We start from the raw sequence: 25,396 nt of genomic DNA, 5'->3' as shown, positions 1-25,396 counted from the left end.
ACCCGACCCCTTTCCCACTTAGAGATTCGAGGAAGACAACATGGCTGCTAAAGACGTCAAATTCGGCGATGCCGCTCGCAAGAAACTGCTCGTAGGCGTTAACACCCTGGCTGATGCCGTTAAAGCCACCCTCGGCCCGAAAGGCCGCAACGTGGTCCTGGAGCGCAGCTTCGGTGCTCCGCTGATCACCAAGGACGGCGTTTCCGTCGCCAAGGAAATCGAGCTGAAGGACCGCATCGAGAACATCGGCGCCCAGCTGGTGAAAGACGTGGCCTCCAAGGCCAACGACGCTGCCGGTGACGGCACCACCACCGCCACCGTTCTGGCCCAGGCCATCGTCACCGAAGGCCTGAAAGCCGTCGCTGCCGGCCTGAACCCGATGGACCTGAAGCGCGGTATCGACAAGGCCACCACCGCCATCGTTGCCGAGCTGAAGAACCTGTCCAAGCCGTGCACCGACACCAAGGCCATCGCCCAGGTCGGCACCATCTCCGCCAACTCCGACGACTCCATCGGCAACATCATTGCCGAAGCCATGGAGAAAGTAGGCAAGGAAGGCGTGATCACCGTTGAAGAAGGCTCGGGCCTGGAAAACGAACTGTCCGTCGTGGAAGGCATGCAGTTCGACCGTGGCTACCTGTCCCCCTACTTCATCAACAAGCCGGACACCATGGTGGCCGAGCTCGACGGCCCGTTGCTGCTGCTGGTCGACAAGAAGATCTCCAACATCCGCGAACTGCTGCCGGTTCTGGAAGCCGTTGCCAAGTCCGGCCGTCCGCTGCTGATCGTGGCTGAAGACGTCGAAGGCGAAGCCCTGGCTACCCTGGTCGTCAACAACATGCGCGGCATCGTCAAGGTTGCTGCCGTCAAGGCCCCGGGCTTCGGCGACCGCCGCAAGGCCATGCTGCAGGACATCGCCATCCTGACCGGCGGTACCGTCATCTCCGAAGAAGTCGGCCTGTCCCTGGAAAGCGCCACCCTGGAGCACCTGGGCAACGCCAAGCGCGTCGTCCTGAGCAAGGAAAACACCACCATCATCGACGGCGCTGGCGCCCAGGCTGACATCGAAGCCCGCGTTGCCCAGATCCGCAAGCAAGTCGAGGAAACCTCCTCCGACTACGACAAGGAGAAGCTGCAAGAGCGTCTGGCCAAGCTGGCCGGCGGTGTTGCCGTGATCAAGGTCGGTGCGGCTACCGAAGTCGAGATGAAAGAGAAGAAGGCCCGCGTGGAAGACGCCCTGCACGCCACCCGTGCTGCAGTGGAAGAAGGCGTGGTTCCTGGCGGTGGCGTGGCACTGGTTCGTGCCCTGTCCTCCATCAAGGACCTGACCGGTGCCAACGAAGAGCAGACCGCGGGTATCAACATCCTGCGTCGCGCTGTCGAGGCTCCGCTGCGCCAGATCGTCACCAACGCCGGTGACGAGGCTTCCGTGGTTCTGGACAAGGTCAAGCAGGGTTCCGGCAACTACGGCTACGACGCTGCCACCGGCCAGTACGGCGACATGATCGAGTTCGGCATCATCGACCCGGCCAAGGTCACCCGTACCGCGCTGCAGGCTGCTGCCTCCATCGCCGGCCTGATGATCACCACCGAAGCCATCGTGGCTGACCTGCCGGAAGACAAGCCGGCTCCGGCCATGCCCGACATGGGCGGCATGGGCGGCATGGGCGGCATGATGTAAGCCACCCCAGCTCACGCTGATCGAAAAGCCCCGCCTTGTGCGGGGCTTTTCTTTTCGGGGCGCCCAACCAGGCCCCTGCGCCGACCGAGATGCCCCGCAACGTGGCTCTGCGCTTCCCAACCCAGGCTGCTCTCGCCAGAATGAGCGCCATTCCCGGAACCTGCGTCCCGGCCGTGGTCAAAGGCCGGCGCCGCGACGTGCGGGCAACCTGTTCGAGGAGGGGGCAATGCGCATCCTGCTGGTAGAAGACAACAAGGACATCCTGGCCAACATGGCCGATTACCTGGAGCTCAAGGGCTACACGGTGGACTGTGCCCAGGATGGCCTGTCCGGCCTGCACCTGGCGGCCAACGGGCATTTCGACCTGATCGTGCTGGACGTGATGCTCCCCGGCCTCGACGGCAACAGCCTGTGCCAGCGCCTGCGGGAAGAGGCCCGCCTGGACACCCCGGTGATCATGCTCACCGCCCGTGATGCCCTGGACGACCGCCTGCAGGGCTTCCGCTCCGGTGCCGACGACTACCTGGTCAAGCCCTTCGCCCTGTCCGAGCTGGCGGCCCGCATCGAGGCCGTCCTGCGGCGCAGCCGGGGCGGCGGCAAGCGTGCCCTGCAGGTGGGCGACCTGCACTACGACCTCGACACCCTGGAGGTCAGCCGGGGTGGCAAGCCGCTCAAGCTCAACCCCATCGGCCTCAAGCTGCTGGCGGTGCTGATGCAGAAGAGCCCGCACCTGGTGCGCCGCGAAGTGCTGGAAGAGGCCCTGTGGGGCGACGACTGCCCCGACAGCGATGCCCTGCGCAGCCACATCCACCAACTGCGCCAGGTGATCGACAAGCCCTTCGGCAAGCCCCTGCTGCACACCCTGCACGGCCTCGGCTACCGGCTCTCGGAGTCGATCGATGGAGTTTAGGCAGAGCCTCGCCCGCCGCATCGTCATCGCCTTCACCCTGATGACCGTGTTGGTGGGCGGCACCTTCTCCCTGGGCATCATCGAAGTGGTGCACGTGATCGAGGAGCAGCTGATCTCCCGCGACCTGAGCAACGAACTGGATCGCGTGCTGGAGCAGAACATCTACCAGGGGCGCCCGCCGATCCTGGACAGCGACACCCGTTTCTACATGGATGATGGCGGCCACAACCGCTACTCCATGCCCGAGTCCTACCGTGAGCTGAGGGACGGTTTCCACGAGATCTTCGAGGGGGCGCTGTCCTACCACGCCCTGGTGCGGGATGTGCACGGGCGCCGCTACATGCTGCTGCAGGACCAGAGCGACTTCGAAGACCGCGAGCGCGTGCTCTACGGCGTGGTGCTGGTGGGCTTCGTGCTCAGCGTGCTGCTCTCCGCCGTGCTCGGCTGGCTGCTGGCGCGCAAGGTCATCGAGCCCGTGGTGCGCCTGGCCCGCCAGGTCCGCCACCGCGACCAGTTGCTCGGGCTCGCGCCGCCACTGGCGCCGGACTACGCCACCGACGAGGTGGGTCAACTCGCCCAGGCGTTCGACGACACCCTGGGCCGTCTGCACCAGGTGCTGACCCGCGAGCGCCTATTCACCAGCGACGTCAGCCACGAACTGCGTACCCCGCTGATGGTGATGGCCTCCTCCTGCGAGTTGCTGGAGGAGAACCGCAGCCTCGACGGTCGTGCCCAGGCCCAGGTGGAGCGTATCGCCCGTGCCAGCGAGGAGATGCGCGACCTGGTGCAGACCTTCCTGATGCTCGCCCGCGCGCGCCAGGAGGAGGTCAGCCTCGGGCCCCAGGCCAGCCTGCGGGAAGTGGCCGATGAGCTGGATGCCCTGTGGCGGCCCGCCATCGAGGACAAGGGCCTGGCCTTCACCTACCTGCCCGGCGAGGCGGCCAGCGAGGTGCGCTATAACGCCGCCTTCCTGCGCTCGGTCATGGGCAACCTGCTGCGCAACGCGCTGCACTACACCGACAGCGGCAGCATCCGCCTCGAGCTCTCCGGTGCCGCCTTCGTGGTGCAGGACACCGGCGTCGGCATCCCCGAGGAAGACCGCGAAGCGATGTTCCAGCCCTTCGTCCGCGGCGGCGCCAAGCGGGGCGACGGCCTGGGGCTCGGCCTCTCGCTGGTGCAGCGGATCTGCGACAACCAGGGCTGGAGCATCGCTCTCACCGCCGTGGAGCCCAATGGCTGCCGCTTCGAGGTCGTGCTCGGCAAGCGCCCGACCTGAATTGACGCTTTTTTCACCTTCGCTTGATCTCCCCTTGACCCCCATCCGCGTAGCGTACTGACGCGCGGATGGGGGTGGCAGGGAACCTCTAACTGAAACAATTGTCTGCCAGCCTCTGCCGTTGATTTTCTGCGGCGGTGTGCCGAGCACCCCGGACCCGAAGGACCGTTCGTCACTCCAGGTCACGGCCACCGCCAGGTGTTCTACGTTTAAGTCACAGCGTTTGGCAGCGCTATCAAGGGGTTGCGATCATGAAATTAGAAATCACGCGAGCTTTGTTCCTCGCCGGTGCCCTGGGAGTCGCCTCTGCGGCGGCAGCGGCCTGGCACGAGCCATCGCCCTCGGTAGTCAGTTCCAACGGTCTCGGCTACTGCCCGGTACCGCCCAACGCCCGCCACAAGCCCCTGGCCAGGCCCGACGATAACCTCCTGCTGCTGATGTACGGCCTGACCCAAGGGCTGCGCGGCCAGTCCTGATCGTCGCCACACCGCTCCTCCCTCACCACGGGGAGGAGCCCGTCAACACCCTCCCTCCTTCTGCTCCCATCGCCATTCCTCGATTCCCTGCTTCAATACCCTGCTAGCGGTACGGCCTTTGCAGCATCGTCCGCTACGAGCCGACGAGCGCAGGGATGCCTCTGTGCAACTCCCGGACTAGAGACGCTGCCGCCCATCCAGGCGATGCGATTCGGGGCTTGTCGTCGTGAAAGGGGTTACCCCGTGCACGGTCCTGTTACCGCAGGCGACACAAAAAGGGCAGGAATCATTCGCCCACTCGGACGGTCTCGATCAGAACGATGACCTGGAATTCACCAGGCGACGAACGGAGGGGTACCTGATGGCGGCAGGCGTGATGACGTTGACGAGGGCCATGGATGACCGGTTCGAACAGTTCTGGGACTGGCGAGGCGAATGGGTCGAGCCGCCGAACCTGAGGCGCGGCGGCGAGAGCGGGGTGGAGCGGGTGCGCCGCGACGACGGTGTGCTGCTCTACTGCAAGCGCCAGTGCGGCCACCTCTACCGCAGCCTGTTGCACCCCTTCGGGCGTCCGACGGTGCTGCGCGAGCGGGATGCCATCCGTGCCTTCGAGCGCCTGGGCGTGCGCGTGCCACGGCTCGTCTACTGCGGTGCCCGGCGTGGCGGGGACGCTGGTTGGCAGGCCCTGCTGGTGACCGAGGCACTGGATGGCTTCATCGATTTCGAATGCTGGTACGCCTCCCTGGCGGGGCGGCCGGATACCGAGGATGAAAGTGCCCGGGTGCTGGACCAGATCGCCACGGTCCTGGCCCGGTTGCACCGGGGTGGCTGGCAACATGGCTGCCTGTACCCCAAGCACATCTTCATCCGTCTCGGGGAAGGGCAGGGCGCCACGCCGGAAATTGCCCTGCTCGACCTGGAGAAGAGCCGTCGCCGCTTCGCCCAGGCGCGCGCGGCATTCAATGACGTCGGCAAGATCAAGCGCCACTCCGTCATCAGCGAGGCGGACTGGGCCCACCTGCTGACTGCCTACGAACGCGCCTTCGGCCACCGCGTAGAGGCCCTGCACCGGCTTTGAGCAGCCCCGAACGAAAAAGGCCCCGCATCTGCGGGGCCTTCTCGTTCTACGTGCCTCAGTGGCTCGAGACGGGCTCGGCCTGGGGCTGGTGCTGCGGATCCTTGCGCGTCAGCAGCGTGTAGACGCACGGCAGGACGAACAGGGTGAACAGCGTGCCGATGGACATGCCGGTGGCGATCACCAGGCCGATGTCGAAGCGGCTCACCGCGCCCGCACCCGTGGCGAGGATCAGCGGCACCATGCCGAACACCATCGCCGCCGTGGTCATCAGCACCGGACGCAGGCGGATCGACGCCGCTTCCTCCACGGCTTCGCGCGGGGACAGGCCCTTCTCGCGACGCAGCTGGTTGGCGAACTCCACGATCAGGATGCCGTGCTTGCTGATCAGGCCGATCAGCGTCACCAGGCCCACCTGGGTGTAGATGTTCATGCTGGAGATGCCGAGGAACAGCGGGATCAGCGCCCCGCAGATGGACAGCGGCACCGTCACCAGGATCACCAGCGGGTCGCGGAAGCTCTCGAACTGCGCAGCCAGCACCAGGAAGATGATCGCCAGTGCCAGGCCGAAGGTGACGTACAGCGCGCTGCCTTCCTGGACGTACTGGCGCGAGGCGCCGGCGTAGTCGAAGGCGAAGCCGCGCGGGGCCTCCTCGCGGGCGATCTGGGTCACTGTCTCCACCGCATCGCCCATGCTCACCACCGGGAAGCCCTCGATGATCGCCGAGTTCAGCTGCTGGAACTGCTTGAGCTTGGTCGGGCGGGCGGTGTCATGCACGCTGATCAGCGTCGACAGGGGCACCATGGTGCCGCTCTCGCTCTTCACGTAGTAATTGTTCAGCCAGCCCGGGTTGTCGCGGTAGGCCCGCTCCACCTGGGCGATCACCTTGTAGCTGCGGCCGTCGATGGTGAAGCGGTTGATCTCGCCTTCGCCCAGCAGCAGGGCCAGGGTCGAACCCAGGTCCTGCATGGAGACGCCCATCTGCGCGGCCTTCTGCCGGTCGATGTCCACCACCACCTCGGGTTTGTCGAACGCCAGGTCGATGTTCAGGAAAGCGAACTTCCCGGACTCCTCGGCGCGCTTCTTGATGCGCTCGGTCACCTGCAGCAGCGACTCGTAGTCGTTGGGGGTGTTGACCACGAACTGGAACGGCAGGCCCTCGCCGGTACCCGGCAGGGACGGCAGGTTGAAGCCGAAGATCTGCAGGCCGGGGATCTTGTCCAGCTTGGCCTGGACCTGCGGCAGCAGCTCCATCTGGGTACGCTCGCGCTCGTCCCAGGGTTTGAGCAGGAAGCCGCCGATACCCGCCTGTACGCCGTCGAAACCGTTGATCTGGAACGACGAGTAGTACTCGGGGAAGGACTTGAACAGGTCCACGAACTGCGCCGAGTAGGCGTTCAGGTAGTCCAGGTTGGTCGGCTGCGGTGCCTTGGCCATGAGGAACACGATGCCCTGGTCCTCGTCGGGGGCCAGTTCGCTCTTGGTGAACATCATCAGCACCGGGATCAGGCAGAACACCAGCACGGCGAACACCACCACCACTGGGCGGGTGTTGAGGGTGCCGTGCAGGGCGCGCTGGTAGCGGTGCTTGAGGCGCTCGAAGATCAGGTCCAGCCGGTGGGCCAGGCCGCTCGGGTTCTCCTCGTGGCGCAGCAGCTTGGAGCACATCATCGGCGACAGCGTCAGGGCGACGATGCCGGAGATGATCACCGCGCCCGCCAGGGTCAGGGCGAACTCGCGGAACAGCGCACCGGTCAGGCCTTCGAGGAAGCCGATGGGGGCGTACACCGCCGCCAGGGTGATGGTCATGGAGATGACCGGCACGGCGATCTCGCGGGCACCCTCGATGGCGGCATCGAAGGGCGTCTTGCCCTCCTCGATGTGCCGGTGGATGTTCTCCACCACCACGATGGCGTCGTCCACCACCAGGCCGATGGCGAGCACCATGGCCAGCAGGGTCAGCAGGTTGATGGAGTAGCCCATCAGCTGCATGAAGAACAGCACGCCGATCATCGACAGCGGGATGGTGATCACCGGGATCAGCACCGAGCGGAAGGCGCCGAGGAACAGGAACACGACCACGATGACGATCAGCACCGCCTCGCCGAGGGTCTTCACCACCTCGTCGATGGAGGCCTGGATGAAGCGGGTGGCGTCGTAGGCGATGGACACCTTCAGGTTCGGCGGCAGCTGCGCTTCCAGCTCGGGCATGATCGCGCGCACGTGCTTGATCACGTCCAGCGGGTTGGCGCTGGGGGTGCCCTTGATGCCGATGTACACCGAGGGGATGCCGTCGAAGGAACTGATGGAATCGTAGTTCTCTGCACCCATCTCGACACGGGCGATGTCACGTACCAGCACGCGGCTGTCACCCACGGTCTTCACCGGGATGGCGGCGAAGGCCTCGGGAGACTTCAGGTCGGTGGTGGCGTTGATGCTGGTCACCACGTACTCGCCCTTCACCTGGCCGGCGGCCGAGAGGAAGTTGTACTTGCGCACCGCATCGCTCACGTCGGTGGCGGTGACCCCGTAGGCGGCCATCTTCACCGGGTCCAGCCACAGGCGCATGGCGAAGACCTGGTTGCCGAGGATCTCCGCCTCCGCCATACCCGGCAGGGTCGCCAGCTTGGGCTGGATGACCCGCGACAGGTAGTCGGTGATCTGCGGGTTGGACAGCTCGTCGCTGTAGAAGCTGATGTACATCAGCGCCGAGGCGTCGGCCGACTCCTTGGACAGCACGGGGTCTTCGGCGTCCTGAGGCAGCTGGTTCTTCACCTCGTTGGCCTTGGCCAGCAGCTCGGTGAACAACCGGTCCGAGTTGGCGCCGATGCGCGCGTAGATCGAGATGACCGACATGTTCTGCTGGCTCGACGACGTCATGTAGTCGATGCCTTCGGCACTCGCCAGGCTCTGCTGCAGCGGCTGGGTGATGTAGCCCTGGATGGTCTCGGCGTTGGCCCCCGGGTAGGCGGTGGTCACCGTGATCAGGGCGTTCTCCATCTGCGGGTACTGGCGGATGACCAGCTTGCTGAACGCCTGGAAACCGAGCAGGACGATGAGCAGGCTGACCACGGTCGCCAGGACCGGTCGACGGATGAAGGGATCTGTGAAAGCCATATGCGATTCCTTGGCGCCGCCTTATTGGGCAGCGCTGGCTTGATCTTCCGTTTTGGGGGCGAGGACCGGGTCGTCCACCACCGCGACGTGGGAGCCGTTGTCCAGCTTCAGCTGGCCGGAGGTGACCACCTGCTCACCGGTCTTGAGGCCCTTTAGCACCACCACCTGGCTGTCGCGGCGCTCGCCGGTCTCGACGAAGCGGCGCTCGACCACCAGGTAGGGTTCGCCCTTGTCGTCCTTCTGCTCCTGGCCATCCTCGCCCTTCTTCGGCGCAATGACGTACACGGAGTTGCCGTACAGGGTGTAGGTGATGGCGGTCTCCGGGACCACCACGCGTTGCTCTTCACCCGGCAGCAGCACGTCGAGGTTGGCGAACATGCCCGGCAGCAGCTTGTTGTCGGGGTTCTTCAACACGGCGCGGACCTGCAGGTTGCGGGTGGTGTCCTCGACCTTCGGGTTGATCGCCGAGATGGTGCCTTCGAACACCTCGCCCGGGTACGCCGCCACGCTCACCCGCACGCGCTGTTCCAGGGCCAGCTTGGGCACGGCCTGCTCGGGCAGGAAGAAGTCCACATAGAGGTTGTCCAGGTCCTGCAGGGTGGCGATGGTGGTGCCGGAGGAGAGGAAGTCACCCACGTCCACCTTGCGGATGCCGATGGTGCCGCCGAACGGCGCGAGGATGCGCTTCTTGTCCAGCGTCGCCTTCAACTGGGCCACCGAGGCGTTGGCCTTCTGCAGTTCGGAGGACAGGCGGTCGAACTCGCTCTTGGAGATGTTCTGCCGGTTGACCAGGCTGCGGCCGCGCTCGAATTCGACGCGGGCCAGGGACAGGGTCGCCTCGGCGGTGGCCAGGCTGGCCTTCTCCACGTCGCTGTCCATCTGGATCAGCGGTTGGCCCTGGCGCACCTTCTCGCCGGAGCGGAACAGCACGTCCTGCACGGTGCCGGAGACCTCGACGGTCAGGTCGACGCCCTGGAAGGCCTTGAGCGAGCCAATCGCCGGCAGGCGCTCCTGCCACGGACGCTGTTCGGCCAGGGCGGCCGACACGCTGATGGCCGGTTTGGGCGCGGTGAACATCGCGATCTGTTGCTTGATGGAGAAGGCTTTGTAGGCGGCAAGGGCGAGCACCACGAGGATGACCGCGCCGAGCATGATGAGCATGCGGCGGAGCAACATATTCCGGTTCCTTGGCAAGGCAGAGTCGGGCCTGGGAATAGGCGAGGCGTGCACCTTATTCCTACCGGCGGGGGCAAGTCAAAGCCCCGGAATTGCAAAAGATTGCGCTTGGCGGGCGGTTTGCTGGCTGCTGTTCATGATCGGCGAGGATCGCCGAATATCGCGGATTTTATTTTGGCCGGTCGGCCGGCGCCGAACAGGCGAGGGGGAGGGGAAGGCACATCCCTGTGCCGGGAGAATCAGGCGCTGAAGCGGCGGGTGACGTCGTTCAGTTCGCCCGAGAGGCCATGCAGCCGCTGGCTGGCGCCTTCGGTGCGTTGCACGTTCTCGTTGTTGGTGTTGGCGATGGCGGTGATCTCGGTGAGGTTGCGGGAGATGTCCTCGGCCACCGAGGTCTGCTCCTCGGCTGCGGTGGCGATCTGCCGGTTCATGTCGCGGATCGCCTCCACGGCTTCGGTGATGCGCTGCAGCATCGCACCGGCCTCGGTGACCTGGGTGACGCTCTGCTCGCTGCGGTTCTGGCCGTTCTCGATGGCGCGCACCGCGTTCACCGCGCCGGTCTGCACCGTGTCGATGATCTGGTGGATCTCGGCGGTGGATTCGGCGGTGCGCTGGGCCAGGGTGCGGACCTCATCGGCCACCACCGCGAAGCCACGGCCCTGCTCGCCGGCGCGGGCAGCCTCGATGGCGGCATTGAGGGCCAGCAGGTTGGTCTGCTCGGCGATGCCACGGATCACTTCCAGCACCTTGCTGATGCGCCCGCTGTCGCTTTCCAGGCGACGGATCACCTCGGCGGTGGAGGCGATCTCGCCGCGCATGCCGGTGATGCTCTGGATGGTTGCCTGCATCACCCGCTCGCCCTGCTGGGCGGAGGTGTCGGCCTGGTCGGCAGCGCCGGCGGCCTCGGCGGCATGGCGCGCCACCTCCTGGGCGGTGGCGGACATCTCGTGCATCGCCGTGGCCACCTGGTCGGTGCGGGAGAACTGCTCGCGCACGCCCTGGGCCATCAGCACGGCGATGGCGTTGAGCTCGCCGCTGGCGTTGTCCAGCTCGCTGGTGCTGTGCTTCAGCCGGTTGAAGGTGTCGGCGAGGAAGTCCCGCAGCACGTTCGCCGAATTGGCCAGGCTACCCAGCTCATCCTTGCGGCTGCTGTCGACGCGCTCGCCGAAGTTGCCCTGGCTCAGGCGGGCGATGTGCTCGATGAGGGTTCGGATCGGCGCGATCAGGCGGCGGTTGATCAGCCACAGGGCCAGCACGCCGATCACCAGGCTGGACAGCAGCATGGTCACCAGGCCGCCAGTCACGGTAGCGCCGGCACTGGCGCTGATCTCGGCCGATTGCTGAATGCCGCGTTCATGCAGCTGGGTGACCAGGGCGGTCATCTGGTCGCTGGCGGCGCGGTCGATGCCCTGCACCGCCTTGTCGCCGGCGGTCGGGTCGGCCCCGGCGGCAAGGAAGGCCTCGCGGCCCTTGCGGTAGGCCGCGCCCAGGCTCTGGTGCTCGGTGCGCAGGCGCTCCACCTGGGTCTGCAGGTCGCGGTCGCCCATGTCGCGGGCTTCATTGACCAGCTTGCCGAGGATGTCCTGGACCTTGCGTTCCTGGTCCTCGAACTGGCCCCAGTACTTGGCCAGGGCGGCCGGGTCCTTGCCGCGCAGCAGCACGTTCTTCCATTCCTGGACCTGGCCTTTGAATTCGACGTTGGCGCTGTCGACGAGGCCGGACGCTTCCAGCGTGCCACCTACGAGATTGCGATAGGACTGGATACCACCAGACAGTGAATTGAAGCAGGCAAGCGCGACCACCAGGATCAGCAGCAGGCTGCCACCCAACAGCGCGAGGAGCTGGCCTCGCAGGGAGTTTTGCAGGGACATGGAAGAACGCCTCAGGGAGGAGGAAGGGAAGTGCAGACAAAGTATAGGTCGGCCGCCATGACCGAGGCGTTAGCAGGCTGTTGAAAAACTAACTGCGTTGCCGCTGCGGCGTTGAAAACGCCCTCAAAATGCTCATTTACCGTACGTAAACTGCGCTTTTTCGGGCGTTTTCGCCTTGCATCGGCTGCCTCGTCCACGTTTTTCAACGGCCTGTTGAATCATGGCGACGAAATGCTCGGGTTTCACGCCAGGTGCAGGTGGTTGTCCCAGAGCCCGGCGGGCAATTGCAGCGGTGTGGCGGTGGGGGTGGCCTGGCGGCAGTCGTAGAGGCGGCAGCGCCCCTGGCCGGAGGTGACGACGAAGCCGTCCTTCACCGCGCCCACGCCGGCGCAGTCGGGCAGCGGGGCGTCCAGGCGCAGGGCGCCGCTGTCCAGGTCCCAGATGAAGAAGCGATTGCCGCGTGGGGCGGTCAGGGCCACCAGGCGCAGTTCGTCGTGCACCGCCACGCTGGCGGTGTACTGGGCCATGGCCAGGCGCTGTTCGTCCGCCACGGGGAATGCGACGAACGGCTGGCCAGGGCGCTTGATGGCCAGCAGGTCGGCGTGGTCCCCGCCATCGCCCATGTACTGCTGGCCTGCCACCACGGTGCCGTCGGCGGCGACGGCCAGGTGGCGGATGCTGTTCATCTGCTGCGGCAGGGTCTCGCGGCTGATCAGGCTGCCGTCGCGGCGCATCAGCACCAGGCTCGGCTCCATGGCGTCGAGGTTCATTTCCTTGCGGCTTTCCGCTTCGGTGCGGATACCGCCGTTGGCCACCACGAAGGTCTCGCCATCCGGCATCCAGGACACCTGGTGCGGGCCGAGGCCGTGGGTGGACAGCTCGCCCTGGAAGCTCAGCTGGCGGTCGGCGTAGGCGTAGACGCCCAGCACGCCGCGGCCAGGGTCGCGGGTGTCGTTGTCGGTGACGTACAGCCACTCGCCGCTCTTGTGGAACACGCCGTGGCCATAGAAGTGCCGGTCCGGCTGCGAGCGCAGGGTCTGCAGCAGGCGGCCGTCCTCCAGGTCGATCAGGTAGCTCTCGGTGCCCGGGCGACGGGCGACGAACAGGGCCACCGCTTCGCTGGGGTGCTGGACGATGTCGTGGCAGCGCTGGGCGACCCGGGTGGCGAACACCTGGGTGCCGTCCAGGCGGTAGCCCACGGCGTAATGGCCGCCGTCGGCATCGTCACGGGCAGAGAGCAGCAGGGGCTCGCGCCCCTTGCGATTGAGCGACCAGCCGCCCAGCGTCACCGCGCCGAGCAGCAGGCTGCCGAGTGCGACCACCTGGCGGCGCAGCATGTCAGTCACCATCGTTGGCGTTGAAGCCCAGTTGTACGTTGAGGACGCGGGCCAGCTCGTTGGAATGCAGGCGGTGCACCACGTCCAGGCTGGCGTAGAAGACGCCCAATTGCTTGAGGCCCTCTTCGCTCTCCAGCAGCTTGCTCAGTGGCGGCTGCAGTGCGTCGAGCTTGCTGCGGGCGTCGGCATAGGCGGCGTCGATCTGCTCGGCCAGTGCCTTCTGGTCGCTGCCCAGCAGGCTGCGCAGGCCCTGGCCGTCGACGCCCTTCCACAGTTGCTCGGCGCTGAGCAGGCTGGCACCAAGGCTGGCCAGGGAGGTGTCGCTGCGCCAACCGTCGGCCTGGTAGGGCTGGGGCACGCCCTTGCTCATGCGGCCCATGGGGGTGCCAAGCTTCTTCTTCAGGGTGTCGAGGGCAGTCACCTGCACGCGCAGCAGCTCCGAGATGGCCTCGTGGGAGTCGGCGTAGCGGGTGTTGGGGAACTTGGTCAGCTGTTCCAGCATGCCGTCCTTCTTGTTCCAGCTCGCAAGGATTTCCTCGGCCAGGGCCTTCTGGCGTTCGCCGATGGCTTCCAGCAGCGGGCAGTAGCGGGCTTTCTGCTCGGCATCGGCCAGGTCCAGGCCGCTGTCGAAGAGGATGTATTCGTAGGCGGACAGGCCCTGCACCACCACGCTGGACTTGCCCAGCCCTTCGGCGTCGATCTGCGGCTTGGCGTTGACCAGTTGCTCCACCTGGCGGCCCACCAGGTTCTTCTTGTCCGGCCAGAACTGCACCTGCCAGGCACGGTTGCCTTCGGCCAGCGGGCCGACCATCAGCGGCTGCAGCTCGGCCCAGGCCTTCTGGGCGACGAGGAAGTCGGCACGGGCCTTGGCCAGGTCCTCCTTGCCGGAGCAGAACGCCAGGGCGCTGGCGGCCAGGGCACGGTCGGCTTCCACCCAGCGGCTGTAGGTGGGCAGGATCACCTGCTTGGCCAGCGCGGACGTAGCCTGGGCTTGCGGGTCCTGGGGGGCGCAGGCGCCGAGGGCAAGGGCGGCGAGGCTGGTGAAGAGCAGTTTGGGGCGGAACATGCAGGGCTCCTTACAAGGAATTCAGGAATGCCAGCAGCGCGGCTCGCTGCCCGGCGTCGTAGCGCATGACGGTCTGTTTCGCCGCCTCGGCCTCGCCACCGTGCCAGAGGATGGCCTCCAGCAGGTTACGGGCGCGCCCATCGTGAAGGAAGCGGGTGTGGCCATTGACCACCTCGGTGAGGCCGATGCCCCACAGCGGCGGTGTGCGCCAGTCGCGGCCGCTGGCCTGGAACTCGGGGCGGCCGTCGGCCAGGCCCTCGCCCATGTCGTGCAGCAGCAGGTCGGTATAGGGGCGGATCAACTGGTTGGCCAGCTCCGGTTCGGCGGCATCGGCCCGGGTGGTGAAGCTCGGGGTGTGGCAGCCCTGGCAGCCGGCCTGGTGGAACAGGCCCTTGCCGTCCAGCACCTGCGGGTCGTTGACCCCACGCCGCGAGGGCACGGCGAGGTTGCGGCTGTAGAACAGCACCAGGCGCAGGATGTTGTCGCTGACCTCGGGCTCGCCGCCGTTCACGGCATTCAGGCAGTCCACCTGGGTGGGCGTGCAGTCGTCGTGGGGCAGCAGGCTGGTGGTCAGGCCCATGTCGCCGGAGAAGGCGTGGGCGTTCTGCTGGTTCAGGCTGGGCTGGCCGGCCTTCCAGCCGAAGCGGCCGAGCACGGTCTTGCCGGCGGCGTCGTCCCAGACCTGGTTGGGGCGGCCGACGATGCCAGGGCCCTTGGCCTCGGACGGGCCGGCATTGGCCAGGATGGCCTCCTCGGGAATGGCCTCCAGCAGGCCCAGGCCGATCATCGGCGGAGCGACCCGCGCGGAGAACATCGTCTGCGGGTGCATGGGGCCGTAGCCCAGCTGGGTGATCTCCAGGGTCGGCCTCTGCAGTTCCACCACGGTGCCGTCGCCCAGGGTGACGTTGAGCGGCTCGTAGCGCATGCGCACCTTGCCTTCCGGCGCGACGCCGGGGATGGCGACGTCCTGCAGCTGTCCGCCGTACACCGGCTCGGGCACCACGCCCAGGCGCTCCAGCATCTGCCGGTGCTCGGCCTTGGCTTCGGCGGGGATGGACAGGCGCACCAGCATCGACACGGCGTTGTCGCCGCGAACGCCCGGCGGATGACCGCGGCCGTCCTTCACGTGGCAGTTCTGGCAGGCGTTGGTGTTGAACAGCGGGCCCAGACCATCCCTCGCAGTGGTGGAGGATGGGGCGATCACCCAGGGGTTGCGGAAGAAGCTGTTGCCGACGTTGAAGTCCAGCCGGCGGCTCGGCGTGAGGTTGCCGGAGGCCTGGGAGAAGGCGTTGCGGTCATGCAGGTTGATGGTCGCGGCACCGCCTGAAAGCTGCTCGCCGGGTTCGGCCTGGGTGAAGCGGGGGGGCTTGTCGCAACCGGCCAGGGCAACGGCCAGCAACAGCGGCGACAGGTGGCGGAGGGCCGACGATACGGGCATTGGCGGGTCCGGCTGGGGAAAACAGGCGGGCAATGTTAGCAGGCGAACGGCTATTAAATAAGAGGGATTTGCGTTCGTGATAGCGGGTCCGGCTGGCCGCTGCGGAGCGGGTGGAACCCAGGCGTGACGTGCCTTCCAGCGAGACGAGAGGCGGATTTCCGGGCATGAAAAAAGCGGATGCGGCGATGGGCCGCATCCGCTTTACGGGACGCGCGGACGAGTCGATCAGAACTCGTGGTCGGCGTTGTCCGGCTTCAGGTCGCTGATGCCCAGCTTGCTGGCGGCCTGCTCGATGGCGCCGGTCTGCTTGACCAGGGCGGCGATGGCGTCACGCACCACCTGGTTGCCTTCGGCGTTGTCCGGGGCGATCAGCTGGTCGAAGTGCTCGCCCTTGTTGGCGCGGTCCACCAGGACCTGCAGCTTGGCCTCGGTGGCCTCCAGGTCGGCCTTCAGGGTGGCGTCGGCCTGGGCATCGGCCTTGGCGACCAGGGAGGACAGGCTCGGGCCGGTCAGGGTGGTGCCGTCGACCTTCTTGTACTCGCCCAGGTAGACGTTGCGGATGCCCTTGCCGTTGTAGAAGTGCGAGTTGTGGGTGTTGTCGCTGAAGCAGTCGTGTTCGTCTTCAGGGGAGTTGGCTTCCAGGGCGACCTTCATGCGCTCGCCGGCCAGTTCGCCGAGGGACAGGCTGCCCATGCCGAACAGCATCTTGCGCAGGCCGGACTCGGCCGGTTCGGCTTCCAGCTTGGCGCGGTAGTTGTCGGCCACGCCGGCTTTCCACTGGCCGACCATGTATTCCAGGTCGCTCACCAGCAGGTCGGTGACGGCCTTCAGGTAGGTGGCACGGCGGTCGCAGTTGCCGCCGGTGCAGTCCTTGCCCTGGGCGTAGTCGGTGGCCGGGCGGTTGCCGGCGCCCGGGCCGGTGCCGTTCAGGTCCTGGCCCCAGAGGAGGAATTCGATGGCGTGGTAGCCGGTGGCGACGTTGGCTTCGGAGCCGCCCAGCTCGTTGAGGCTGGAGAGCTTCTCGCCGGTGATCTCGGTGACGTCGATCTTGTCTTCGCCGACCTGGATTTCCTTGTTGGCGATGATGTTGGCGGTGGCGCCCGGGTTGCCCAGCGCGTGCTGGTAGTCCTTGGCGACGTAGTCGATCAGGCCCTCGTCCAGCGGCCAGGCGTTCAACTGGCCTTCCCAGTCGTCCACCACCGGGTTGCCGAAGCGGAACACCTCGGTCTGCATGTAGGGCACGCGTGCGGCCAGCCAGGCTTCGCGGGCGGCTTTCAGGGTGTCGTCATTCGGGTTGGCGAGGAAGGCGTCCACGGCCTTCTGCAGGGCGACGCCGGTGGTGTGGGCGTCGGTGAACACGGCCAGGGCCAGGTCGGCGTAGTGCTTGACCACTGCCTTGGTCGCTGCCTCGTCCACCTTGGCGGCGGCCGGTGCAGCAGTGCTGCTGGCGGCTGCCGGGGCTGCGGCCTGGGGCGCGGCGGCCTTGTCCTTGTCGTCGCCGCAACCGGCGAGAGTGATGGCGATGGCAAGCAGGCTGGCGGTGGCCAGGGGCATACGACTCATGGCGGATTCCTTCGGTGGTGTTGGGAAGCGCTGCTGCGCGAAAACGGCGAACATAATGCGAAAGATTTGCATTTTTGAAAAGTGGCACTTTGTCTCGCTGTCGCGTTGGGTGTGCCCCGGGGCGCTGTGCCGGAGGGCGGTGGGCGCTAGAATCCGCCGGAACCGAAGACAAGGAGTCGTTCGCATGTCCCTGAGCACCGTTGCCATCCTCGTCGCCCTGCTGCTGGCGGGCGCCTATGGCGTGATCCTCTACAACGCCCTGGTGCGCCTGAAGCACGGCGTGGGCAAGGCCTGGTCGAACATCGAGGTGCTGCTCAAGCAGCGCCACGACGAGCTGCCCAAGCTGGTGGAAACCTGCAAGCAGTACATGCAGCACGAGCGCAGCACCCTGGAGCGCGTGATTGCCGCGCGCAACGCCGTGGCCGGTGCCCGCGAGCGCGGTGACCTGGGCGCCCTGGGCCAGGCCGAGAGCGGGCTGCGGGCCGGCCTCGGGCAGCTGTTCGCGCTGGCGGAGAACTACCCGCAGCTCAAGGCCAACGAGAACTTCCAGTTCCTCCAGCAGCGCATCAGCGGGCTGGAGAACGGCATCGCCGACCGCCGCGAGCTGTACAACGAGGCGGTCAACCTGAACAACGTGCGCATCGAGCAGTTCCCTGATGTGCTGATCGCCCGCATGTTCGGCTTCCGCCCGGCGGAGCTGCTGGTGTTCAGCGAGGCCGAGAAGGTCGATGTGGACATCAAGAGCCTGTTCAACTGATGGATGGTGGTGACGCCGGCGGCCTGGCGATGAGCCTGGCCTTCAGCCTGGGGGCCTTTCTCGGTGGCGGCTGGTGGTGCCTGAAGCGCTTCTACGAGGGGCGCCTGCTGCTGGATACGCCCACTTCAAAGATCCGCTCGGCAGCCCAGGGTTACGTGGAACTCTACGGCGTGCTGCACGAGCCGCAGCATGGCCTGTTGAGCGCGCCGCTCACCGGCAAGCCCTGCGTGTGGTGGCGCTTCCGGATCGAGGAGCGCAGCGGAAGCGGCAAGGACAAGCGCTGGAAAGTGGTGGAAAGCGGCGCCAGTGACCAGTGGCTGGCGCTGGGGGACGGTACCGGCGAGTGCCTGATCGACCCGCGGGGTGCCGAGGTCCGACCCGCCTCCCGCGACGTCTGGCATGGCAGCCAGCGGCACCCGCTACGGGTGGAGTCTACCGGCTTCTTCGGCTCGCTGTTCGGTGGCGGCGACTACCGCTACACCGAGGAGCGCCTGGAACTGGGCGGCCCGCTCTACGCCATCGGCGAATTCGTCACCACCGGCGCGAGCCAGCAGGGTTTCGATGCCAGCCGCGCCGAGGGGGCGGTGATCCGCGAATGGAAAAGTGATTTCGCCGGCCTGCTGAAGCGCTTCGACAGCAACGGCGACGGCCAGCTGGACGAGGCGGAGTGGGGGCGGGTGCGTCTGGCGGCGCAGCTGGAGGCGGAGGATCGCCATCGCGCCACCAGTGCGGCACCGGCGGTGAACCGCATGCGTCGCCCGGGGGAGGCGCGGCCTTTCCTGCTGTCCAGCCATGGCGAGGACGTGCTGACCCGGGCCTTCTTCTGGCAGGCGCTGGGCGCGGGGCTGGTGTGCATCGCAGGGGCGGTGGCAACGGTCTATCTGCTGCGCACCACCGGGTGGCTCTAGCGTCTGGCGGCCATCCTCAGGCGGTGCATGCGGCGTATCAGAGTGCAGCGGGGTTGGAGGCAGCGGCGCTCAGGCGGCGGGATTGCTTGAGGTAGCCGGTCAGCTCGCGGGCCGGTAGCGGCTTGCTGTAGAGGTAGCCCTGACCCTCGTTGCAGCCCTGGGCAATGATGTAGCTCTCCTGCTCAGGGGTCTCCACCCCTTCGGCGATCACCTGCATGCCGAGGCTGCGGGCCAGCTGGATGATGGCGCGGACGATGGTGGCGTCGTCCTCGTCCTCCAGCACGTCCTGGACGAAGCTCTTGTCGATCTTGATCTTGTCCAGCGGCAGGCTCTTCAGGTAGCTCAGCGAGGAATAGCCGGTCCCGAAGTCGTCGATGGCGATCAGTGCGCCGGAGCGGCGCAGGCTGAGCAGGTGCTGGGCGGCGGTGGAGATGTCCTCCATCAGGCCGGTCTCGGTGACTTCCAGCTCCAGGCTACGCGGCGGCAGGCGGTAGACCTGCAGCAGGTTGTTGACCACGCGCGGCAACTCGGTGTGGTGCAGCTGCACGGTGGAGAGGTTCACGGCCATGCGCAGTTCGTTGAAGCCCTGGTCGTGCCAGTCCCGCAGCTGGTGACAGGCCTGGTCCAGCACCCACTCGCCGATGGGGATGATGCTGCCGTTCTGCTCGGCCAGGGGGATGAACAGGTCCGGCGGCACGAAACCGTGTTGCGGGTGCTGCCAGCGCAGCAGCGCCTCCACGCCCACCACGCGGTGGTCGCGGTAGTCCACCTGGGGTTGGTAGACCAGTTGCAGCTCGTTGCGCTTGAGGGCTTCGCGCAGGTCCTTCTCCAGCTCGCGGCGGCGGCGCATCTCGCTGTCCACGCTGGCGATGTAGAACTGGTAGCGGTTGCGCGAGCGGCTCTTGGCCAGGGTCATGGTCTGTTCGGCTTTCTGCAGCAGCTTCTCGGTGCTGTCGCCGTCTTCCGGGAAGAGGGTGATGCCGATGGTGGCGCGCAGGCGGACTTCCTGCTGTTCCAGCGCGAAGGGGGCCTCCAGGTCGTCCAGCACGCTCTGGGCCAGCTCGGCGGCTTCATAGGGCTGCTCGATATCCGCCTGGACCAGGGCGAACTGGTCGCCACCCAGGCGGGCCAGCGCGCCGAGGCGGCCGCTGTGGCCACGCAGGCGATCGGCCAGGGCGATCAGCAACTGGTCGCCGGTCTGGTAGCTGTACTGCTCGTTGACGCCCTTGAAGTCGTCCAGGCCCACGCACAGCACGGCGACCCGGCGCTGCAGGCGGCCGGCGTCCTCGAGGATCTGATCCAGCTGCTGCTGCAGCTGCTGGCGGTTGGGCAGGCCGGTGAGGAAGTCGTACTGAGCCATGCGCAGCAGGCTGTTCTCGGCCTCCCGGCGCAGGTGCGTATTGCGTTCGATGGACGCCAGCAGCTCGTTGGCGGTGTTGATCCACAACCCCAGCTCGTTCTTCTCGTTGCCCTTGAGCATGGGCAGCTTGTGCTCGCTGGGGCGGTCGGGGTTGATGTTGGTCAGGTGCTCGATGATCTTCGACAGCGGCTTGGTCAGCAGCCAGTGGTAGACGGAGTAGAGCACCAGGCCCATGGCCAGGGCGCGCAGCACGCCGGAGACGAAGATGATCACCGAGCTGATGACGAAGTCCTCGCCATAGGGCGCGGTGTCGAGGGTGATGGTCAGGTCGCCGTAGTACTCGCTGTACGGTCCGCGTCCCACCAGCTGGGTGGTGAAGTTCTGTTCCTTGCCGAGGATCGGGTCGGTGAGCCAGCGGGTGGGCAGCTCACTGAGCGGGCGGGTCTTCTCCGCCAGCATGGGTTCGTTGGGGTGTCCGATGCTGGCGAAGCGCACCGACTCGTGCTGGAACAGGCCTTCGATGACCTGCATGCCCATTTCGCGGTCCAGGCTGTAGACGGCCTGGGTCGATGGATCGCGGAACATGCCGAGGATGCGGTGGGCGTCGTTGGCCACCGCCTGGCGGGTCTTGTAGACGTCGAACACGATCTGCGCGCAGCTGAGCACCACGCCCACCACCAGTGCGGACAGCAGCACCACGCGGAGCAACTTCAGTGACAAGCTGTTTTTCAGATCCAGCTTCAAGTAGGAATTCCTTGTTCGATGCCGGTAAGTGCCAGGTGCCAGACCGCTTGAGTATTGGCAAACACGGGGTAGCCGTCAAAGGGCCAGTACGCAAAAAGCGGAACCCGGTCCCCGAATGGGACGTTCGCCAGGCTGGTGGATTAAGCGAACACGCCCCTGTGTCGGTGCGGCATCGGCTGACTTGAATGCCAGACGACGAATGGACAGCGCCGCTGAGTTCAACGGGCGACCCGATCGATTCTGCGGTTTAGGAGGGCAGGGGGTGAGGACGACGCGAGCGCCGGCATGAACGAAAAGACCCGGCGCAAGGCCGGGTCCTTTCAGGTGCTGCGGGTGACTCAGGCGGCGAAGTTCTTGGCCACGAAGTCCCAGTTCACCAGGTTCCAGAACGCCTCGACGTACTTCGGACGCAGGTTGCGGTAGTCGATGTAGTAGGCGTGTTCCCAGACGTCGCAGGTCAGCAGCGGGGTGTCGCCGCTGGTCAGCGGGCAGCCGGCGCCGATGGTGCTGGCCAGGGCCAGGGAGCCGTCAGCCTTCTTCACCAGCCAGCCCCAGCCGGAGCCGAAGGTGCCGACGGAGGTCTTGGTGAACTCTTCCTTGAACTTGTCGAAGGAACCGAATGCGGCGTTGATGGCGTCAGCCAGGGCGCCGGTGGGCTGGCCACCGCCGTTCGGGCTCAGGCAGTTCCAGTAGAAGGTGTGGTTCCACACCTGAGCGGCGTTGTTGAAGATGCCGCCCGAGGAGGTCTTGACGATCTCTTCCAGGCTCTTGCCTTCGAACTCGGTGCCCGGAACCAGGTTGTTCAGGTTCACGACATAGGTGTTGTGGTGCTTGTCGTGGTGGAATTCCAGGGTCTCGGCGGAAATGTGCGGCTCGAGAGCGTTCTTCTCGTACGGCAGCGGCGGCAATTCGAAAGCCATGTCTGTCTCCTTCATCAGGTCTGGATATGTGCGCAAGGCGCGGGGCCGTTCACGGGCGGCCGGTGAGCGGCTTTGAGTTCGTACTCTTTATATGCCGCGAGGGCCGGATCATAGCACCCGACCAGAGGCTTAACCACGCAGTATCCGTGTGGAATAGCCCCTCCGCGGCCCGTGCTGCTTGGACCGCCCGGGTTCAGATCCCGTTCACCAATTGTGCCGCCATGGCGAACATCATCAGCGCCACGGTGAAGTCCAGCAGCCGCCAGGTAGCGGGACGGGCCAGCCAGGGGGCGAGCCAGGCAGCGCCCAGGGCCAGGGCGAAGAACCAGATCAGCGAGGCACTGGCCGCGCCCAGGGCGTAGGCACCGGGCACCGGCTGCTGGGCGCCGAGGGAGCCGATCAGCAGCACCGTATCCAGGTAGACATGGGGGTTGAGCAGCGTCACTGCCAGCGCCGCCAGCAGCACCGCCTTGCGCGAGCGTGGCCCGGCGTCGGCCTGCATCGCCAGGGTGCCCGGGCTCAGTGCACGGCGCAGGGCCAGGCTGCCGTACCAGGCGAGGAAGGCCACCCCACCCCAGCGGGCGATGGCCAGCAGCATCGGGTTCTGTGCCAGCACGCTGGCCAGGCCGAACACCCCGGCGCTCACCAGCAGCGCGTCGCACAGCACGCAGAGCGCCGCCACCGGCAGGTGGTGCTCGCGGCGCAGGCTCTGGGCGAGGACGAAGGCATTCTGCGCGCCGATGGCGATGATCAGCCCGGCCGCCACCAGCATGCCGTTGAAGTAGCTCTGCCACATGCCTCAGCCCTCCATCGCGCTGGCAGCCAGCGCCCGCAGGATCGACACCGCGCACTCGGCGCGTTCGCGGGGGACGAACAGGTGGTCGTGATGGTAGCCCGCCACCACGTTGCAGCTGATGTCGGCCTGGGCCAGTGCTGCCGCCACGGCGGCTGTCAGCCCCACCGCCGCCAGGGAGGAGTGCACCTGCAGGGTGATCCAGGCGGCGACGTAGTCGTAGGGCAGGTCCAGGGCATCGGCCTGTTCACGCGGGAGGATCAGGCTCAACCCCTCGGCCTCGCGGATGCTGGCCACGGGCGTGCAACCGGTCGGGGCGTCAGACGCCAGGGTGCAGAAGACGTAGTCACCGTCGTCGAGACGGGGTTCCAGGCTGCGCAGCAGCACGGACAGGGCGGTTTCTCCGGCCACGGTCGGTTCCTTGAAAGGCGGAAGGGAATGCTGGCGAGTCTGCCGAGGGCGGTTGTATAAGGAAAACGAATCCTGCTGATCTCGCATAAGGAAAATCGATATGTTCGACTACAAGCTCCTGGCTGCCCTCGCCGCCGTGGTGGAGCAGGGTGGTTTCGAGCGGGCCGCCCAGGTGCTGGGGTTGTCCCAGTCGGCGGTATCCCAGCGGGTCAAGCTGCTGGAGGCGCGGGTCGGGCAGCCCGTGCTGGTGCGCGCCGCGCCACCGGCACCGACGGAGATCGGCACCCGCCTGCTCAACCATGTGCAGCAGGTGCGCCTGCTGGAGCGCGACCTCCAGGCCCAGGTGCCGGCGCTGGACGAAGGCGGCCTGCCGGAGCGACTGCGCATCGCCATCAATGCCGACAGCCTGGCCACCTGGTGGGCCCCGGCGGTGGCGGGCTACTGCACCAGCCACCGGGTGCTGATGGACCTGGTGGTGGAAGACCAGGAGGTCGGCCTCAAGCGCATGCGTGCCGGTGAAGTGGCCGGCTGCATCTGCGCTGCCGAGCGCCCGGTGGCCGGCGCCCGCAGCCTGGCGTTGGGCGCCATGCGCTACCGCGCCCTGGCCAGCCCGGGGTTCGTGGCCCGGCACTTCTCCCGGGGCGTCACGGCGGAGGCGCTGCTGAATGCGCCCTCCATCGTCTATGGCCCCGACGACCAATTGCAGCACCGCTACCTGGCCGCGCTGGGTATCCAGGGCGCCTTTCCCCATCACCTCTGCCCCTCGTCCGAAGGCTTCGTCCGCCTGACCCAGGCGGGCCTCGGCTGGGGGCTGGTGCCCGAGCACCAGGTGGAGGGTGAACGGGCCCGAGGGGAACTGGTGGAGCTGATTCCCCAACGGCCCATCGACGTGCCGCTCTACTGGCACCACTGGCGCCACGGCGGCGAGTTGCTGGCCAGCCTCACCGACCACCTGGCCCGGGCCGGCGGGCGTTGGCTGGTACGTGACTGACCCAGGTGGCCGGCAATGGGCGCGTGCTGGCTCGCCGCGCCACGACGGCATGTCGGGGCGCTGCTAGAGTGCGCAACACACGACAGGTGGGGGACGGCAATGAAGATTCTGGTGACCGGAGCGAGTGGCTTCATCGGTGGGCGCTTCGCCCGCTTTGCCCTGGAGCAGGGGCTGACGGTGCGGGTCACCGGCCGTCGGCCCGAGGCCGTGGAACACCTGGTGCGGCGGGGCGCGGAGTTCGTCGCCGGTGACCTGGGGGACCCGCAACTGGCCCAGGCCCTGTGCCGGGACGTGGAGGCCGTGGTGCATTGCGCCGGCGCCGTGGGCGTCTGGGGCCGCTACGAAGACTTCCACCGGGCCAACGTCGAGGTCACCGAGAACCTGGTGGAAGCCTGCCTCAAGCAGCGGGTCAAGCGCCTGGTGCACCTGTCCTCGCCGTCGATCTACTTCGATGGGCGCTCCCACGTCGGCATCACCGAGGATCAGGTGCCCAAGCGCTTCTCCGACCACTACGGCGCCACCAAGTACCTGGCCGAGCAGAAGGTCTTCGCCGCCGAGGAATTCGGCCTGGAGGTCATCGCCTTCCGCCCACGCTTCGTCACCGGGGCCGGCGACACCAGCATCTTCCCGCGGCTGATCGCCATGCAGCGCAAGGGTCGCCTGTCGATCATCGGCAACGGCCTGAACAAGGTCGACTTCACCAGCGTGCACAACCTCAACGACGTGCTGTTCAGCGGCCTGCTGGCCGCCGGGCCGGCGCTGGGCAAGGTCTACAACATCAGCAACGGCGAGCCGGTGCCGCTGTGGGACGTGGTCAACTACGTGCTGCGCCGCCTCGACCTGCCGCCGGTCACCCGGCACGTGCCCTTCGGTGTGGCCTACGCAGCGGCGACCCTCAACGAAACGGTCTGCCGGCTGTTGCCGGGGCGCCCCGAGCCCTCGCTGTTCCGGCTGGGCGTGGCGGTGATGGCGCGGGACTTCAGCCTCGACATCAGCCGCGCCCGGCACTACCTGGAGTACGACCCCCAGGTGAGCCTGTGGACGGCCCTCGACGAGTTCTGCACCTGGTGGAAGGCGCAGCAGGGCGCCTGATTCAGCCGCGCAGCGGGCCGGCGTACTGGGTGTACTTGCGCACCAGCTCTTCCTCGGTCAGCACCTTCGGCACGCGCACGCCGGTCAGTTCGCTGAGGCGCTCGCCCAGGCTGATCACCGCTTCGCGCCGGGATTCGGCACAGGCCTTGAGCATCTGCTGGATGGCATCGGGTTGGCTGAGACGGATGTCCAGGGCCTGTTCCTCGCGAATCTGGCGACGAAGGCTCTGCATGCAATCCAGCACGGCTTTGGTCAGTTCCACGCGTATTCCCCCCAAGGTGTGAAGAGAGCTCCGGCCTGTCGTCCTGCCCGGACGGAGCGCGTCGGACCCGTTCAGCGGTGGGTCCGTCCGGCGCGGCACGGGCCGCGCATGGAGCGCCCCCGGACGCCCCGCAACGACCGAAGCAAGCCGCGTACCAGTTCACAATCCCAG

Annotated in this window: 21 protein-coding genes; 9 read left to right on the top strand and 12 right to left on the bottom strand. The window is 66.8% G+C overall.

What is annotated here, in order from left to right:
• Positions 1-40: 40 nt before the first annotated feature.
• The 5 genes from groL (at position 41) to FBY21_RS14010 (ending at position 5,421) form a co-directional block, all read left to right on the top strand.
• Positions 41-1,681, top strand: coding sequence for a chaperonin GroEL (gene groL, locus FBY21_RS14030; RefSeq protein WP_044409479.1), 1,641 nt, complete (start codon positions 41-43; stop codon positions 1,679-1,681).
• A 226-nt stretch (positions 1,682-1,907) separates the two neighbouring features.
• Positions 1,908-2,591: a response regulator transcription factor gene (locus tag FBY21_RS14025; RefSeq protein WP_044409476.1), complete on the top strand. Its 684-nt coding sequence runs from the start codon at positions 1,908-1,910 to the stop codon at positions 2,589-2,591.
• Positions 2,581-3,867: a sensor histidine kinase gene (locus FBY21_RS14020; RefSeq protein ID WP_142011818.1), complete on the top strand. Its 1,287-nt coding sequence runs from the start codon at positions 2,581-2,583 to the stop codon at positions 3,865-3,867. Before FBY21_RS14025 ends, FBY21_RS14020 begins: the two co-directional genes overlap by 11 nt.
• 251 nt (positions 3,868-4,118) lie before the next feature.
• The gene (locus FBY21_RS14015) at positions 4,119-4,343 is read left to right on the top strand and encodes a hypothetical protein (RefSeq protein WP_074971581.1); all 225 of its coding nucleotides are present in this window, start codon (positions 4,119-4,121) and stop codon (positions 4,341-4,343) included.
• A 376-nt stretch (positions 4,344-4,719) separates the two neighbouring features.
• On the top strand, positions 4,720-5,421 hold the full coding sequence (locus FBY21_RS14010) for a lipopolysaccharide kinase InaA family protein (protein ID WP_142011815.1): 702 nt from the start codon (positions 4,720-4,722) through the stop codon (positions 5,419-5,421).
• Positions 5,422-5,476: 55 nt separating this feature from the next.
• Here the strand turns inward: FBY21_RS14010 and FBY21_RS14005 are convergent, their stop codons facing one another.
• The 7 genes from FBY21_RS14005 to FBY21_RS13975 all read right to left on the bottom strand — a co-directional run bounded on the left by FBY21_RS14005 (position 5,477) and on the right by FBY21_RS13975 (position 16,987).
• Positions 5,477-8,536, bottom strand: coding sequence for a multidrug efflux RND transporter permease subunit (locus FBY21_RS14005; RefSeq protein ID WP_142011813.1), 3,060 nt, complete (start codon positions 8,534-8,536; stop codon positions 5,477-5,479).
• Between the two features lie 21 nt (positions 8,537-8,557).
• Positions 8,558-9,712, bottom strand: coding sequence for an efflux RND transporter periplasmic adaptor subunit (locus FBY21_RS14000; protein ID WP_044409467.1), 1,155 nt, complete (start codon positions 9,710-9,712; stop codon positions 8,558-8,560).
• A gap of 239 nt (positions 9,713-9,951) precedes the next feature.
• Positions 9,952-11,583 (bottom strand): methyl-accepting chemotaxis protein, encoded by a 1,632-nt coding sequence (locus tag FBY21_RS13995; protein ID WP_142011811.1) that lies wholly within the window; start codon positions 11,581-11,583, stop codon positions 9,952-9,954.
• Positions 11,584-11,825: 242 nt separating this feature from the next.
• Positions 11,826-12,920 (bottom strand): DUF1513 domain-containing protein, encoded by a 1,095-nt coding sequence (locus tag FBY21_RS13990; protein WP_142011808.1) that lies wholly within the window; start codon positions 12,918-12,920, stop codon positions 11,826-11,828.
• Between the two features lies 1 nt (position 12,921).
• Positions 12,922-13,986, bottom strand: a complete 1,065-nt coding sequence (locus tag FBY21_RS13985; protein WP_142011806.1) for an imelysin family protein — start codon at positions 13,984-13,986, stop codon at positions 12,922-12,924.
• 10 nt (positions 13,987-13,996) lie between these two features.
• The gene (locus FBY21_RS13980; RefSeq protein ID WP_142011804.1) at positions 13,997-15,424 is read right to left on the bottom strand and encodes a di-heme oxidoredictase family protein; all 1,428 of its coding nucleotides are present in this window, start codon (positions 15,422-15,424) and stop codon (positions 13,997-13,999) included.
• Positions 15,425-15,649: 225 nt separating this feature from the next.
• Positions 15,650-16,987 (bottom strand): imelysin family protein, encoded by a 1,338-nt coding sequence (locus tag FBY21_RS13975; RefSeq protein ID WP_142011802.1) that lies wholly within the window; start codon positions 16,985-16,987, stop codon positions 15,650-15,652.
• 184 nt (positions 16,988-17,171) lie between these two features.
• Between FBY21_RS13975 and FBY21_RS13970 the strand changes: the two genes are divergently transcribed.
• Both FBY21_RS13970 and FBY21_RS13965 read left to right on the top strand, forming a co-directional pair.
• Complete coding sequence (locus FBY21_RS13970; RefSeq protein WP_142011799.1) at positions 17,172-17,744, top strand: LemA family protein; 573 nt, start codon at positions 17,172-17,174, stop codon at positions 17,742-17,744.
• The gene (locus FBY21_RS13965; RefSeq protein ID WP_142011797.1) at positions 17,744-18,652 is read left to right on the top strand and encodes a GIDE domain-containing protein; all 909 of its coding nucleotides are present in this window, start codon (positions 17,744-17,746) and stop codon (positions 18,650-18,652) included. Before FBY21_RS13970 ends, FBY21_RS13965 begins: the two co-directional genes overlap by 1 nt.
• Before the next feature lie 37 nt (positions 18,653-18,689).
• Here the strand turns inward: FBY21_RS13965 and FBY21_RS13960 are convergent, their stop codons facing one another.
• From FBY21_RS13960 to FBY21_RS13945, 4 genes are all read right to left on the bottom strand, one after another.
• Complete coding sequence (locus FBY21_RS13960; RefSeq protein ID WP_044409444.1) at positions 18,690-20,756, bottom strand: putative bifunctional diguanylate cyclase/phosphodiesterase; 2,067 nt, start codon at positions 20,754-20,756, stop codon at positions 18,690-18,692.
• A 338-nt stretch (positions 20,757-21,094) separates the two neighbouring features.
• Positions 21,095-21,676 carry a superoxide dismutase [Fe] gene (gene sodB, locus FBY21_RS13955; protein WP_044409441.1) on the bottom strand — a complete coding sequence of 194 codons (582 nt, stop codon included), beginning with the start codon at positions 21,674-21,676 and terminating at the stop codon, positions 21,095-21,097.
• 193 nt (positions 21,677-21,869) lie between these two features.
• The gene (locus tag FBY21_RS13950; RefSeq protein ID WP_142011794.1) at positions 21,870-22,472 is read right to left on the bottom strand and encodes a LysE/ArgO family amino acid transporter; all 603 of its coding nucleotides are present in this window, start codon (positions 22,470-22,472) and stop codon (positions 21,870-21,872) included.
• 3 nt (positions 22,473-22,475) lie between these two features.
• A complete protein-coding gene (locus tag FBY21_RS13945) occupies positions 22,476-22,880 on the bottom strand; it encodes an ACT domain-containing protein (protein WP_142011792.1) in 405 nt (134 codons plus the stop codon).
• Between the two features lie 94 nt (positions 22,881-22,974).
• On the opposite strand from FBY21_RS13945, the gene FBY21_RS13940 reads away from it, so the two are divergent.
• Positions 22,975-23,871, top strand: a complete 897-nt coding sequence (locus FBY21_RS13940) for a LysR family transcriptional regulator ArgP (protein WP_174244758.1) — start codon at positions 22,975-22,977, stop codon at positions 23,869-23,871.
• Positions 23,872-23,970: 99 nt separating this feature from the next.
• On the top strand, positions 23,971-24,963 hold the full coding sequence (locus tag FBY21_RS13935; protein ID WP_044409429.1) for an NAD-dependent epimerase/dehydratase family protein: 993 nt from the start codon (positions 23,971-23,973) through the stop codon (positions 24,961-24,963).
• A gap of 1 nt (position 24,964) precedes the next feature.
• On the opposite strand, the gene FBY21_RS13930 is transcribed toward FBY21_RS13935, so the two are convergent.
• A complete protein-coding gene (locus FBY21_RS13930) occupies positions 24,965-25,225 on the bottom strand; it encodes a hypothetical protein (RefSeq protein WP_044409426.1) in 261 nt (86 codons plus the stop codon).
• Positions 25,226-25,396: the final 171 nt, after the last annotated feature.

It is taken from the genome of Pseudomonas sp. SLBN-26 (assembly GCF_006715895.1).
GTDB lineage: Bacteria > Pseudomonadota > Gammaproteobacteria > Pseudomonadales > Pseudomonadaceae > Metapseudomonas > Metapseudomonas otitidis.
The sequence above is the reverse complement of the archived record's forward strand: the minus strand, read 5'-3'. Positions and strand labels throughout refer to the sequence as shown.